Source organism: Catenuloplanes atrovinosus, from assembly GCF_031458235.1.
Lineage (GTDB): Bacteria > Actinomycetota > Actinomycetes > Mycobacteriales > Micromonosporaceae > Catenuloplanes > Catenuloplanes atrovinosus.
Genome location: NZ_JAVDYB010000001.1, coordinates 2,116,414 through 2,129,174 on the forward strand (window position 1 = coordinate 2,116,414; position 12,761 = coordinate 2,129,174).

Here is a 12,761-nt window from a genome sequence, read left to right on the forward strand (position 1 = left end):
GGCGGGCGGGTCCCGGGTGGTACGGGCGTTCCTAGGTTCGCCCGGGCCGGACAGCGCGCACCATCGGCCCTCCTCCGGAGCTGTGATGGATGGGCAACTTCGACAGAGAGAAGGTCCTCCGATGTCCACCATGCGTTCCGCCCTGGTCCGCGAGCCCGGCGCCGCGTTCGAGATCGTCGACCGGGAGCTGCCCGAGCCCGGCCGCGGCCAGGTGCGCATCGCGGTCGAGGCGTGCGGCGTGTGCCGTACCGACTCCGCGTTCGTCAACGCCGCGTATCCGGTGTCGTTCCCGCTGATCGCCGGCCACGAGATCGCCGGGCGGATCAGCGCGGTGGGCGACGGCGTCGAGGGCTGGTCGGCTGGCGACCGGGTCGCGGTGGGCTGGTTCGGCGGCAACTGCGGCGTCTGCGAGCCGTGCCGCGCGGATGCGGCGATCTACTGCGAGCGGCTGCAGGTGCCGGGCTGGGCGTACCCGGGCGGGTTCGCCGAGGAGGTCGTGGTGCCGTCGTCCGCGCCGGCCCGCGTCCCGGACGCGATCTCCGCGGTCGAGGCCGCGCCGATGGGCTGTGCGGGCGTGGCCACGTTCAACGCGTTGCGGCGCAGCGCGGCCCGGCCCGGCGACCTGGTGGCGGTGCTCGGCCTCGGCGGGCTCGGCCACCTCGGCGTCCAGTTCGCCAACCGGCTCGGCTTCGAGGTCGTGGCCGTGGCGCGCGGCGGCGAGCGGGAGGCGGTCGCCAAGGAACTCGGCGCGCACCACTACGTCGACAGCACCGCCGGTGACGTGGCCGCGCGGCTGCGCGAGCGCGGCGGTGCGAAGGCCGTGCTGGCCACCGCCGCCAGCGCGGACGCGATGAGCGCGGCGATCGACGGCCTGCGGTACGGCGGCGAGTTGCTCGTCGTCGGCGCGGACCCGGCGCCGATCCGGGTCAGCCCGTTCCAGCTGATCCCCGGCGGCAAGACCGTGCACGGCCACCCGTCCGGCACCGCGCGCGACGTCGAGGAGACGCTCGCGTTCGCGGCGCTGACCGGCGTCCGCCCGATCACCGAGACGGCGCCGCTGTCCGAGGCGGACGCGGCGTACCGCCGGATGATGTCGGGCGAAGCCCGGTTCCGGATGGTGCTGACGAACTGACGCCGGTCAGCGGGACTCCAGGACCGCCAGGTCCCGTTCCGCGTAGAGCCGGTGGTGCCACTCCTCGTTGAGCACGGTGAGCAGGCAGTCGGAGACCGGGTACGTGTCGTTCTCCAGCGGCCAGCCCGGACCCTTCGCCGGCGGGGTGTGCGCGGCCAGCGACTCCGGCGTGAGCGAGGCGATCACGTCGCGGACGCCGGACATGCGGTCGCGGCGCATGGCCAGCACCTCGTCCAGCGACGGCCGGGCGGCCCGGTCCCACGGCACGCCCGGCGTCTGCGGCATGCCGTCCCAGGGCAGCGCGAGCGGGTGCCACGGCGCGGCCTCGCCCCGGATCGCCCGCCGCACCCAGCAGTCGGTGGCGAAGACCAGGTGGCGCAGCGTCTCGATGAACGACCACTCGTCGTCCACCCGCTCGTGCAGCAGCGCCGGGTCGAGCCGTCGCGCGCGGTCGACCGTCTCGTCCCACATGCGCTCGACCACCTCCCAGCCGGTGACGAAGCCCTCGGGGGTGGTCGGGCGCATCAGCGCCCGGCGCGGGTCGCGGCGGTCCAGTTCCGCCTCGATCAGCGGCGCCACGTCCACGCCGTTGATCGTCAGGTTGCTGATCTCGCCGGAGATGTCGACGTCGGACAGGTAGACGCCGCGCATCCGCGCGCCGAAGAAGTCCACGTCGCGGAAGCGGGCGCCGGCCAGCCGTACCATCCGGAACCGCGCGCCGCTCAGATCCCGCTCGACGAAGTCCGTCATGGTCAGAGGGTACGCACGGCGACGGTCTCGCCACCGGACAGCTCGCCGGTGGGGACGAAGCCGAGCCGGCGGTAGAACGGCTCCGGCCCGCCGTCGCGCGGCACGTAGGTCACGTAGAACCGCGTGTTGCCGCGCGAGCGCAGTTCCGCGCAGGCCGCCTCGACCGCGAATCGGCCGTAGCCCTTGCCCTGCTCGTCGGCCGCGATGTTCAGCCGCCACAGCCCACAGCGGCGGTCGGTGTCGTCCGGGTCCTTCCACGGCAGGTCCACGAACGCCATCAGGAACCCCACCATCCGGTCACCGTCGTAGATCAGCCGCGGCCAGGCGTGCTCGCCCCACACGTACGCCTCCGCCAGTGACTTCTCGACGGAGGACACCAGGTCGCGCTGGTCCTCCCGGACCGAGAGCTTCAGCGCGTCCTCGTAGTTGCGCGGCGTGATCGGTTCCAGGCGCATACCAGCAGGATAGGTGTCATGGGTGACCGACTTTCCGGTCCTTACCGCGGCCGATCGGCCCATCGTTCCTAACGCGAAATGTAAGGATAAATCGTAATCACTTGTGTGAGGACCATTACGGTCCGGACCGGACCAGATTGGTCCATGACGGACTACGTTGGTCCATGTGCCGCGACAGACGAAGGAAGAGATCGACGAGGAGATCGTCGAGCACGCGGCCGCGCTGTTCGCCCAGCACGGCTTCAAGGACACGTCCGTGCAGCGCATCGCGGACGCGGCCGGCTACTCCAAGACCGGACTGCTGCACCGCTTCCCGAACAAGGAGGCGCTGTGGGGCGCCGCCACCGGGACCTGCGCGGCCGCCATGCGCGAGGTGGCGGAGACCGCCGCCGCGCTGCCGGACGGGCCCGCGCGCGACCGCGCGGTGATCGAGCAGCTGGTCGACCTGGCGCTGAGCAGCCCCGGGCTGGCCTCGCTGGCGCTGTCCTTCGTGGGCCGGGCCACCGAGCCCGGCGAGCAGGACCAGCTGGAGGGCATCGCGCGCCCGGTGATGACCGCGTTCGGCGTGCAGCCCGGGACCACGGACGTGGGCCGGGTGGTGCGGGTGATCGCGGCGGCCGGCGCGCTCGCCGTCGCCACCGTGGCGCTGAGCCGCGACCAGCACCCGTTCGACCAGCTCAGAAGCGGTTCGATTCGCGACCACCTGATCGACGCGATCTACGACGCGCTCGGCCATCCCCGCTGACAGCACCGAGAGGAACATCGGCATGGCAACCTTCCTGCATCGCCTGGGGCTGGGCTCGTTCCGGCACCGATGGGCGGTCACGCTCGTCTGGCTGGTGGTCTTCGTCGCCACCGGCGCCGGCGCGGCCACGCTCTCCGGCACCATGGCCACGTCGTTCAGCATTCCCGGCCAGGAGTCGACCACGGCGCTCGACCTGATCGACGAGCGGTTCGGCGGCGGCTCCGGCGCCACCGCGCAGGTCGTCGTGGCCGCCCCGGACGGCGCCACGGTCAGCGACCCGGCCGTCGCCGCGCAGATCACGGCGTACGTGCAGAAGCTCGCCACGCTCCCCGGCGTGGTCGGCGCCAGCAACCCGTTCGACCCGCAGGCGCCGTCGGTCGCGCCGGACCGCAGCGCGGCGTACAGCACGGTCTCCTACGGCGTGCCCGCGCCCGAGATCACCGCGGAGCAGCGGGAGGCGCTGCTCGACGCGGTCGCCGAGGCGCGCGACGGCGGGCTGGACACCGAGGTCAGCGGCGAGGCGAGCCAGGAGAGCGGCGCGGACATCGGCGGCCCGGCCGAGGCAATCGGCGTGGTCGTGGCGCTGCTGGTGCTGGCCGTCACGTACGGCTCGCTGATCGCGGCCGGCATGAACCTGCTCACCGCGATCGTCGGCGTCGGCATCGGCGCGCTCGGCATCACCACGCTCAGCGGCTTCGTCGACCTCCAGTCCACCACGCCGATCCTCGCGGTCATGCTCGGCCTCGCGGTCGGCATCGACTACACGCTGTTCATCGTCACCCGGTACCGGCACGAACTGCTGCACGGCCGCGACCCCGAGTCCGCCACCGCGATGGCGGTCGGCACCGCCGGGTCCGCGGTCGTCACGGCCGGCATCACGGTCGTCATCGCGCTGGCCGGCCTCGCGGTCGCCGGCATCCCGTTCCTCACCGAGATGGGCATCGCAGCCGCCGCCACCATCGTCGTGGCGGTGCTGATCGCGATCACGCTGGTCCCCGCGGTGCTCGGCTTCATCGGCCGCCGCGCGCTGCCGAGGAAGCTGCGCGCCGCCGGCGCGGTCGACCCGGAGGAGCAGGGCCGGCCGTTCTACCGCGCGTGGGCCAACGCGGTCACCCGGTTCCGCACGCTGAGCCTGCTGGCCGCGGTGGTCGTGCTGGGCGTCGTCTCGATCCCGTTCTTCTCCATGCAGACCACGCTGATCCAGACGCCGCCGCCCGGCAGCACCCAGGAGCGGGCCCAGGCGCTGATCGCGGAGAAGTTCGGCCCCGGCTTCTCCGGCCCGCTGATCGTGCTGGTCGACGGCGCCGGCGCCGGCGCGCGCGCCACCGCGATCGCCGGCACGTTCCAGGGCCTCGACGGCGTGCGGTTCGCCGCCCCGTCCCGCGTCGCCGAGGGTGACGCCGCCGCCATGGTCACGGTCGTCGCCACGTCCGCGCCGGACAGCCAGGAGACCAAGGATCTGGTCCACGACCTGCGCGCCGCCGTGGACGAGGCCGGCGACGACCGGATCTACGTGACCGGCCAGACCGCGATCAGCGTGGACGTGGCCGAGAAGCTGGACGAGGCGCTGCCGCGCTACCTGGTCCTGGTGGTCGGGCTCGCGCTGCTGCTGCTGGTGCTGGTCTTCCGGTCGCTGCTGGTGCCGGTGGTCGGCGTGCTCGGCTTCCTGCTCACCATCGGCTCCGCGCTGGGCGCGACCACCGCGGTCTTCCAGTGGGGCTGGCTCAACGAGCTGGTCAACACGGAGATCGAGGCGCCGCTGCTGAGCCTGGCCCCGATCATCGTGATCGGCATCCTGTTCGGCCTGGCCATGGACTACCAGGTCTTCCTGGTCTCCCGGATGCACGAGGCGCACGCGCACGGCGCCTCGCCGCGGGACGCCGTGATCACCGGCTTCAAGCAGGCCGCGCCGGTCGTGGTCGCGGCGGCCACCATCATGTTCGCGGTCTTCGCCGGCTTCGTGCCGGAGGGCAACGACACGATCAAGCCGATCGCGTTCGCGCTGGCCGTCGGCATCCTGTTCGACGCCATCATCGTCCGCATGATCGCGGTCCCGGCCGCGCTCGGCCTGCTCGGCCGCGCCGCCTGGTGGCTGCCGTCCTGGCTGCGCTGGCTGCCGGTGCTGGACGTGGAGGGCGCGGCACTGGAGCGCGCCGTGCCGGCCGCCACCGTCACCGAGACGACGGAGACCAGCCCGGCCGCGACCACGCCCTCGTCGGCCTCCTCGGCCCAGGGCTGACCCACGGGGTGGGTCCTCTCCCGTTGATCGTTATCCGCTCGTGTCCTCTGAGCAGGTCTGACGGCCGTCGCGGCCGGGAAGACAGGACGCCTTGACGATCTTCAAACGGGGGAGGACCCATGACCGCGGTTGTCGAGCCCACCACGGCGCACGGTGACGATCTGGAGCAGCGCCGCGCCAAGATACGCCGACGGCAGCTGCTGATGGCGGTGGAGCAGTGGGCGCCGGCCTACCGCGACGTGGCCGGCGGCTGGCTGCGGTACGTCGCCGAGATCACCGGCGCCACCGAGGAGGAACGCGCCTGGCTGGAGCAGCAGGTCGCGGCGCACGGTCTGCCGGAGGCCGTCCGTACCGACTGGTTCGAGCTGCGTCTCGCCCAGGGGCGGGAGGCGAACGCGGGCGCGACCGCGGCGTTCCTGGCCGGCGACTTCGGCCGGGCGCGCGACCTGATCGACGAGGCCCGGGCGTGCGGCGCGGTGCTGGAGACCGAGTGGGAGCACCTGCACGAGTTCATCACCGCCCGCACCCAAGGGTGACACTCAGGAAACTCACAGTGACCTCCGGGGGTGATCCCGCGGAATTCCGGGCATCAGGGGCGGCATGGATGCGCGCGTCATGGTGTTCTCGGCCGTACCGATCCTGACCGTCACGATCGAGGACCGGGCGGACCGGCCCGAGCTGCACGTGCACGCGGGCGGCCAGGGCGTCTGGATGTCCCGCATGATCGCGGCGCTCGGCGTGCCGGTGACGCTCTGCGTCTCTCTCGGCGGCGAGACCGGTGACGTCGTCCGCACCCGGCTCGGCGGCGGGAACGGCGACAACATCGACGTCCGGTCCGTGAAGCGCGACTCGGGCACCGGCTGGTACGTGCACGACCGCCGCAGCGGCGAGCGCGACGAGATCGCCAGCGACGGCGGCGAACCGCTCACCCGGCACGACCTCGACGAGCTCTACGGGCTCGCGCTCACCGAGGGCCTGCGCTCGCCGGTCGCCGTGCTCAGCGGCTCGGCCGACCCCGGCGTGGTCGACCCGGACATCTACCGCCGGCTCGCCGCGGACCTCGGCAACAACGACGTGACCGTGGTCGTGGACCTCTCCGGCGACGATCTGACCGCGGTCCTGCGCGGCAGGCCCGCGTTCGTCAAGGTCAGCCACGAGGAGCTGATCAACGCGGGCCGCGCCTCCGGCGACGACGAGAAGGCGCTGATCGAGGCCGGCCGTGGCGTGCTGGACGAGGGCGCCGGCGCGGTGCTGATCAGCCGCCCGCACGCGCCCAGCCTCGCCATCTTCGACGGCCGGGTGGTCACGGTGGAGCCGCCCGCGCTGGAGGTCGCCGACCACCGCGGCGCGGGCGACTCGATGACCGCCGGCATCGCATCCGTCCTCGCCCGCGGCGGCGACATGGAGGAGGCGGTGCGCACCGGTGCCGCGGCCGGCGCGCTCAACGTCACCCGCCACGGCCTCGGCACCGGCAACGCCGAGGCGATCGCGGAGCTGATCGGCCGCGTCCGCGTCGAGAACCGCTGATTCGCCGCTCGCCGGCCCGGGCGGATTGTTATGGTTCGGGCATGTTGCCGGTGACCGAGAGCACGCTGGTCGTGCGCACTGACTTCGCCGACCCGGACGCGTGGGCGCGGGTCCGCCGCGCCGTCGCCGAGCCACCCGGGCGCGACCTGATCAGCGCCGCGTTCACGTTCGTCGACGATCCCGCCCACGCCGGGCTGAGCCCCCGGCGGGCGCTGGAACTGGTGCCGCCGCGGCCGTCGCACCCGATGATCGCGCTGGCCGACAGCGTCACCATGTCCTCGCCGTACCTGCCGCTGCTCGTGGTCGACCTGGCCGACGATCCCGGCGGCACGTTCCGGTCCGCGCCGGAGGTGCTCTGGCACGTCGCCAGCAGCCTGTTCGTGGCGCCCGGCTACTTCCACGAGTACGTCCGCAGCGTCGACCCGGACGGCATCTACCGCTGCGGCGGCCGGGACGGCCAGATCAAGGTGCTGTCCGCGATCGCGTCGCTCAAGGGTGTCCCGTTCGACGCCGACGACTACGACTTCACCGACGCCCCGGCCGCGTCCCGCCGGCGCTGAACCTCTTCCCCGTCGCGCGACGCGCCGCGGCCGTGTCTAGCGGCGGATCAGGCGCCGCAGGACCGGGATCGCGCCGGTGGCGAGCAGCGCCCACGCGACCAGCATCGGCTGGAACAGCAGCCGCACGCCGCGGGCCAGGTCCGTGTCCAGGCCGAAGGCGTCGCGCTGCTCGGTGAACTGGGCGACGTTGCCGGGAAACACCGCGACCAGGAACGCGGCCGTGATCGCGCCCACCAGGCCCCGCGCGGGCTGCCGCCACACCACCAGCAGCGCCAGGCCCAGCGCGACCTCGACCACGCCGGACGCGACCACCACCAGGTCGGCGTCCAGCGGGAGCCACGGCGGCACCTGCGCCTGGAACTGGCGCCGCAGCACCGTGAGATGACCGGTGCCGGCGCCCAGCAACCCCAGCCCCAGCAGCACCTGCGCCACGATCGCGACCACGGGCATGGTCAGGACAGGTCCGTGCGCCACGCGGCGACCAGCGACGCGTCGACCGGCAGGTCCCAGCGGCCGTCCGGGCGTACCGCGCCGCCGGTGTGAAAGGCCGTCACGCCGGCCGCGCGCAGCGGGGCCAGGTGCGGGCGGCGCAGGCCGCCGCCGGCCAGCACCGGCACGCCCGCGGCCGCCTCCGCGGCCAGCACGGACAGGCCGTCGGCGACGCCGGCCGGTCCGCCGGCGGTCAGCACGCAGTCGAGGCCGGGCAGGCCGCGCAGCGACGCCCACAGCGCGGCGCGGTCGGTGGCGTGGTCGATCGCACGGTGGAACGTCCAGGGCGCGCCGTCCAGCACGTCCAGCACCTCGCAGACCGCGGGCAGGTCCAGGTCGCCGGCGGGGGAGAGGAAGCCGAGCACGAACTCGGCCGCGCCCGCGCCCCGGACCGCCTTGGCGGCGTGCCGCAGCGCGGTCAGGTCGTGCGGGGCGAAGCCGTCGCGGTCGCGCAGCATCACCCGGACCGGGATGTCGACGGCCGCGCACACCGCCTCCACCGTGGCCGGGTCCGGCGTCAGGCCGCCCGCGTCCATGTCGCTGACCAGCTCGATCCGGTCGGCGCCGGCGTCGGCGGCGCGGCGGGCGTCGGCGGGGCCGAGCGCGATGACTTCCAGGAGCGGGCGCGACATAGGCGGCATGGTCCCATATGCGCCGCATGCTCCACGTCGATCACCGCTGTGATCTCCCGTACCCCGCGAATTCACCGAAGTCGCTTGCTGAACCGCTCGTGCGCCGACTGCTTGGTGATCCCGAGCGCCTGCCCGATCTCCATCCAGGAGGCGCCGCCGGCCCGCGCGGCCGCGACCGCCTCGTCCAGCAGCGTGCGGTGCCAGCGCTCCACGTCGGCCAGCACGCCGAGTGACTGGAGCGGCCAGCGCGCGGTCAGGTCCTCGATCGCGGCGCGCAGCGTGTCCGACCGGTGCATCATCCAGTCCGGCGGCGCCATCGCGAAGTGCGGCCGCATGTGGTCCAGCCACTCCGACGTGGCCCGCATCCGCCCGGTCTCGTCCGGGGGCAGGTCGGCGGAGCCGGCCCAGCCGCAGGAGCAGACCGGCCGGTGCGCGATCACGTCCCCGCCGGGCCCGGTCGGCGACGTGATCGTGCCTTCGTGGCCGGGCAGGGAGATCTCGATCCGCACGACCACGCAGTCTATGCCGGTCAGGCTTCCCTGACCGCAGAAGTCAGGATATCCTGACGAGCCATGACGAGCATCGAAGGTACGGTGGCGCCCGGCTACGAGCGGGTCGCCGAGGCGTTCGCGGCGAACCTGGCGCTGGAGGCGGGCGCCGCGGTCGCGGTCTACCGGCACGGCGAGCCGGTCGTCGACCTGTGGGGCGGCGTGGCCGACCCGGGCACCGGCCGGCCGTGGCGGCGCGACACGCTCCAGGTGGTCTACTCGACCACCAAGGCGCTCCCGTCCGCCTGCGCGTGCCTGCTGGCCGAGCGCGGCGTGCTCGACCTGGACGCGCCGGTCGCGGCGTACTGGCCGGAGTTCGCGGCCGGCGGCAAGGACCGCATCCCGGTCCGCTGGCTGCTCACCCACCAGGCCGGGCTGTCCGCGCTGCCCCGCATGCCGCTGGCCGACCTCTACGCCTGGCACCCGGTGATCGAACGGTTGGCGGCCGCCGTGCCGGAGTGGGAGCCCGGCACCGCCATCGGCTACCACGCGCTGACCTTCGGCTGGCTGGTCGGCGAGGTGATCCGGCGCGCCGACGGCCGCACCCCCGGGCGGTTCTTCGCGGACGAGATCGCGGCGCCGCTCGGCCTGGATCTCCACATCGGCCTGCCGCCGTCCGAACTGGACCGGCGGGCGAGGGTGATCACGGCGCCGGGGGAGCGGGAGGCGCTCGCCCGCCTCGATCCGGCCGCGCTCGCGACCCGCACCCTGGTGATCAGCGACGAGCCGCTCGACCTCGACGCGCCGGACGCGCTCACCTGCGAGCTGCCGTCCGTCAACGGCGTCGGCACCGCCCGCGCGCTGGCCCGCTTCTACGCCGCGCTGATCGGCGAGGTGGACGGCGTCCGCGTCCTCGCGCCGGAGACGCTGCGCGCCGCCACGTCCGAGCAGGCCGCCGGGCCGGACGTGGTGATGGGCGTGCCCAGCCGGGTCGGGCTCGGGTTCGGGCTGCCGTCGCCGGAGGTCCCGTGGTACTCGCCGTCCGCGTTCGGCTTCCCCGGGCACGGCGGCTCGCTCGGCTACGCGGACCCGGAGACCGGCATCGCGTTCGGCTACCTGATGAACCGGCTCCACGCCGACTACGCGCGGCCGGACCCGCGCGCCGCGAACCTGATCCGCGCGGTCCGTGCCGCCGTCAGCCCAGCCGGGCGGTGAGCACCTCCGGGCCGGTCGGGCCCGGCTGATCGTTCTCGGACTGGAGCGTCACCACCAGCTCCGGGAACGCGGCCGGCTCGACCGCGCTCCACAGGAAGATCGGGATGCCGGTGCGCCGCTCGTGGAACGACCCGAGCGGCACGGTCGCGCCGTCCGGGCCGCGCAGCCACGCCGCGTAGTAACTGCCCTCCGGCGCCGCGGGCAGGCCGTCCGGCTCCAGCACCACGCCGGTCCCGGTCCCGGTCGGCACCAGCCGCACCGTGCCGGTCGCACCGTCGGCCCCGGTCGCGGCGTACTCCGTACCGCCCTCCAGGAACGGGTTCGGCGGCGTCAGCACACGGTTCACCACCAGCACGCCGGCGGTCAGTGCCGCGGCGGCCGCCAGCGCCGCGAGCGGCAGCGCCCACGGGCGCCGCGAACCCCGACGAGCATCAGAGGGTACGCCGTGCGGGCGGGCCGGCCCGGCCACCGAACTCACCGGCCCCGCCGGTTGCGGTGCGACCGGCCCGGCCGGCACGTCCCGCCGCCGCCTCCCCCTCCCGCGCTCCGGCCCGGCCTCCACCGGCTCACGCGGCGGCACCGGCCAGTAGTCGGCGGGCTCCGCGGGCGGGTGGCCGGGGTCGGTCGCGCGCCGCGGATCGGCCGGGTAGCCGGGCTGGCCCGTGCTCGGCGGCAGCGGCGCGGTCGGCTCGTCCGGGAGCGGGTAGGCGTCGGCATAGCCCCCGGCCGGCGCGTACGAACCGGCGCCGCCCGCCGGGTCCGCGGGCTGTCCTGGCGCGCCCGGCGGCGGTGGATACGGCGCGGGAGCGTCCGGGAAGTCCTCGAGCTCCTCGTCGTCCGGCGTGCCGAACCACTGCCCGGGCGCGCCACGGCCCGCTCCCGTCCCGGGGGCATGATCCCGTGGTGACTCCGCGTCGGTCACACCGGCAACCATACGACCCCGCCGAAACGGCCGGGCCCGTCGCGCGCCGCTCGACCGGGTGACGTCGTGCCTGATCGACGGCTCTTTACCCGTACGGCGAGAATTGGGGAGAACCGGTTCTGGATTTTCACCGTATCGGGTGTGGCGGGGCGCGTCCCGGGCCGCACGGGGGGTCCGGGCCGTGGGACGGCGATGCGGAGGCGGGCTGAGATGTCGGAATGGGAGCGGGAGCGGCGGGGTGCCGCGCTCCGGATCGTCGCGGTGGGGGTGGCGGTGCTGGTCGGCGTGGGGGTGGCGCTGGCCGGGACCCGCCTGCTGCTCGCGGACGAGGTGACCGGCTCCTCCTCGCCGAACGACGTACCGGAGATCGTGCTGACCAACGCGGCCGCCGCGATCGCCTCGAACCGGCTGGACCCGGCCGGCCCGCAGTCCCTCTTCGACAACCGCTCCGGCGAGCGCCTGGCGCCCGGCGACGAGGTCAACGTGTCACTGCTGGACGTGGCGGAGGGCAGCACCGCGGTGGTGCTCGCGGTCTCCGCGATCGACGCGCAGCAGGCCGGCGCGGTCACCGTCACGTCGTCCGCGGGCACGATCCCGGCGCTGAAGCTGGCCGGCAAGGGCGGCCAGACCAGCACCACGCTGATCGTGCCGGTCGCCGGCGACGGCGCGCTCCGGGTGCGCGACGAGGCCGGCGGGCGGCTGGTGGTGCAACTCGTCGGCACGCTCGCGCCGTCCTCCTCCTCGTCCGCGGGGCGGGTCGTGCCGGTGCCGTCGCGCGAGGTGTTCCGACTGGTCAAGGAGCCGGAGGGGGACGAGAAGGAGCTCGCGCTGGACGCCATCCCCGAGCTGGCCGACCAGTCGGTCTCGGCCGTGCTGCTCCAGGTCGCGGCGGACGTCGGCGCGGACGGCGGGTTCGTCCGCGCGGGTGACGGGGAGCGGCAGGAGCTGTTCTGGTCCGCGACCAAGGGCGCGGACCGCACCCGCGGCGGCCTGATGCTCGTCCCGGTCGACGGCGACAAGATCACGATCCACTACGAGGCGGGTACGGAACTGCGCGCGGACCTGGTCGGCTACGTGACCGGCGACGAGGCGCCGAAGTCGGCGGAGGGCCTGCTGGTCGTGGTGCCGCCGCCCGGCCCGGCCCCGTCCGCCGCGCCCGGCCTCCCCGCACCGTCCGGTGCCTCCGGCCCGGCTCCCGGCGCCGAGGTCGTGCCCACGCCGGTCGCCGGCGCGCCGTCCGCGGCGAACCCGGGCGCGCCCGGCCGGGCCGACGTGGACGCGGGCGCCGCGGAGACCGTGACCGTGGTGCCGGCCGGTGGCCTGGCCGGCGTGCCGCAGGACCGGATCGGCGGCGTGTTCCTGCGGGTCACCGCCAAGGGCGACGGCACCGGCGACGTCGCGGTCCGCGGCGCGGGCGGCGCGGCGACGGACGACGGCAACCCGACCATGCTGGCCGCGCAGGGCATCTCGCGCAGCATCCTCACGCTGGTCGCGCTGGACGACGGCGCGGTCACCGCGCGCGCCGAGGCCGGTGCCGAGCTGACGCTCACCCCGGAGGTGCTGCTGCTCACCGCGGACTGAGCGGCCGGGGCCTGCCCGGGCGGGAC

Annotated in this window: 14 protein-coding genes; 8 read left to right on the top strand and 6 right to left on the bottom strand. The window is 74.5% G+C overall.

Features of this window, described 5'->3' with window-relative positions; genetic code table 11:
• Positions 1–121: 121 nt before the first annotated feature.
• Entirely contained in the window at positions 122–1,132 is a 1,011-nt protein-coding gene (locus tag J2S41_RS09340; RefSeq protein ID WP_310365609.1) for an alcohol dehydrogenase catalytic domain-containing protein, read from the top strand.
• 6 nt (positions 1,133–1,138) lie between these two features.
• On the opposite strand, the gene J2S41_RS09345 is transcribed toward J2S41_RS09340, so the two are convergent.
• Both J2S41_RS09345 and J2S41_RS09350 read right to left on the bottom strand, forming a co-directional pair.
• Positions 1,139–1,882 (bottom strand): DinB family protein, encoded by a 744-nt coding sequence (locus J2S41_RS09345; protein WP_310365611.1) that lies wholly within the window; start codon positions 1,880–1,882, stop codon positions 1,139–1,141.
• 2 nt (positions 1,883–1,884) lie between these two features.
• On the bottom strand, positions 1,885–2,337 hold the full coding sequence (locus J2S41_RS09350) for a GNAT family N-acetyltransferase (RefSeq protein WP_310365613.1): 453 nt from the start codon (positions 2,335–2,337) through the stop codon (positions 1,885–1,887).
• Positions 2,338–2,503: 166 nt separating this feature from the next.
• On the opposite strand from J2S41_RS09350, the gene J2S41_RS09355 reads away from it, so the two are divergent.
• The 5 genes from J2S41_RS09355 to J2S41_RS09375 all read left to right on the top strand — a co-directional run bounded on the left by J2S41_RS09355 (position 2,504) and on the right by J2S41_RS09375 (position 7,408).
• Positions 2,504–3,082, top strand: a complete 579-nt coding sequence (locus tag J2S41_RS09355; RefSeq protein WP_310365614.1) for a TetR/AcrR family transcriptional regulator — start codon at positions 2,504–2,506, stop codon at positions 3,080–3,082.
• Positions 3,083–3,104: 22 nt separating this feature from the next.
• Positions 3,105–5,321: an MMPL family transporter gene (locus J2S41_RS09360; RefSeq protein WP_310365619.1), complete on the top strand. Its 2,217-nt coding sequence runs from the start codon at positions 3,105–3,107 to the stop codon at positions 5,319–5,321.
• A gap of 119 nt (positions 5,322–5,440) precedes the next feature.
• A complete protein-coding gene (locus J2S41_RS09365) occupies positions 5,441–5,857 on the top strand; it encodes a hypothetical protein (protein WP_310365622.1) in 417 nt (138 codons plus the stop codon).
• A gap of 64 nt (positions 5,858–5,921) precedes the next feature.
• The gene (locus J2S41_RS09370) at positions 5,922–6,848 is read left to right on the top strand and encodes a 1-phosphofructokinase family hexose kinase (protein WP_310365625.1); all 927 of its coding nucleotides are present in this window, start codon (positions 5,922–5,924) and stop codon (positions 6,846–6,848) included.
• A gap of 41 nt (positions 6,849–6,889) precedes the next feature.
• Positions 6,890–7,408, top strand: a complete 519-nt coding sequence (locus tag J2S41_RS09375) for a DUF6924 domain-containing protein (protein WP_310365627.1) — start codon at positions 6,890–6,892, stop codon at positions 7,406–7,408.
• 36 nt (positions 7,409–7,444) lie between these two features.
• Here J2S41_RS09375 and J2S41_RS09380 read toward each other — a convergent pair whose 3' ends face one another.
• From J2S41_RS09380 to J2S41_RS09390, 3 genes are all read right to left on the bottom strand, one after another.
• Complete coding sequence (locus J2S41_RS09380) at positions 7,445–7,882, bottom strand: DoxX family protein (RefSeq protein ID WP_310365628.1); 438 nt, start codon at positions 7,880–7,882, stop codon at positions 7,445–7,447.
• Positions 7,861–8,529 carry a copper homeostasis protein CutC gene (locus tag J2S41_RS09385; protein WP_310365631.1) on the bottom strand — a complete coding sequence of 223 codons (669 nt, stop codon included), beginning with the start codon at positions 8,527–8,529 and terminating at the stop codon, positions 7,861–7,863. The genes J2S41_RS09380 and J2S41_RS09385 overlap by 22 nt, the downstream gene beginning before the upstream one ends.
• A gap of 71 nt (positions 8,530–8,600) precedes the next feature.
• A complete protein-coding gene (locus J2S41_RS09390; protein WP_310365633.1) occupies positions 8,601–9,038 on the bottom strand; it encodes a hypothetical protein in 438 nt (145 codons plus the stop codon).
• A gap of 63 nt (positions 9,039–9,101) precedes the next feature.
• On the opposite strand from J2S41_RS09390, the gene J2S41_RS09395 reads away from it, so the two are divergent.
• Positions 9,102–10,232, top strand: coding sequence for a serine hydrolase domain-containing protein (locus tag J2S41_RS09395; protein WP_310365635.1), 1,131 nt, complete (start codon positions 9,102–9,104; stop codon positions 10,230–10,232).
• Here the strand turns inward: J2S41_RS09395 and J2S41_RS09400 are convergent.
• A complete protein-coding gene (locus tag J2S41_RS09400) occupies positions 10,213–11,154 on the bottom strand; it encodes an anti-sigma factor (protein WP_310365637.1) in 942 nt (313 codons plus the stop codon). The two genes, J2S41_RS09395 and J2S41_RS09400, sit on opposite strands and share 20 nt — an antisense overlap.
• Before the next feature lie 210 nt (positions 11,155–11,364).
• Here J2S41_RS09400 and J2S41_RS09405 point away from each other — a divergent pair, with 210 nt between their 5' ends.
• On the top strand, positions 11,365–12,735 hold the full coding sequence (locus tag J2S41_RS09405) for a hypothetical protein (RefSeq protein WP_310365639.1): 1,371 nt from the start codon (positions 11,365–11,367) through the stop codon (positions 12,733–12,735).
• The last annotated feature ends 26 nt before the right edge of the window (positions 12,736–12,761 follow it).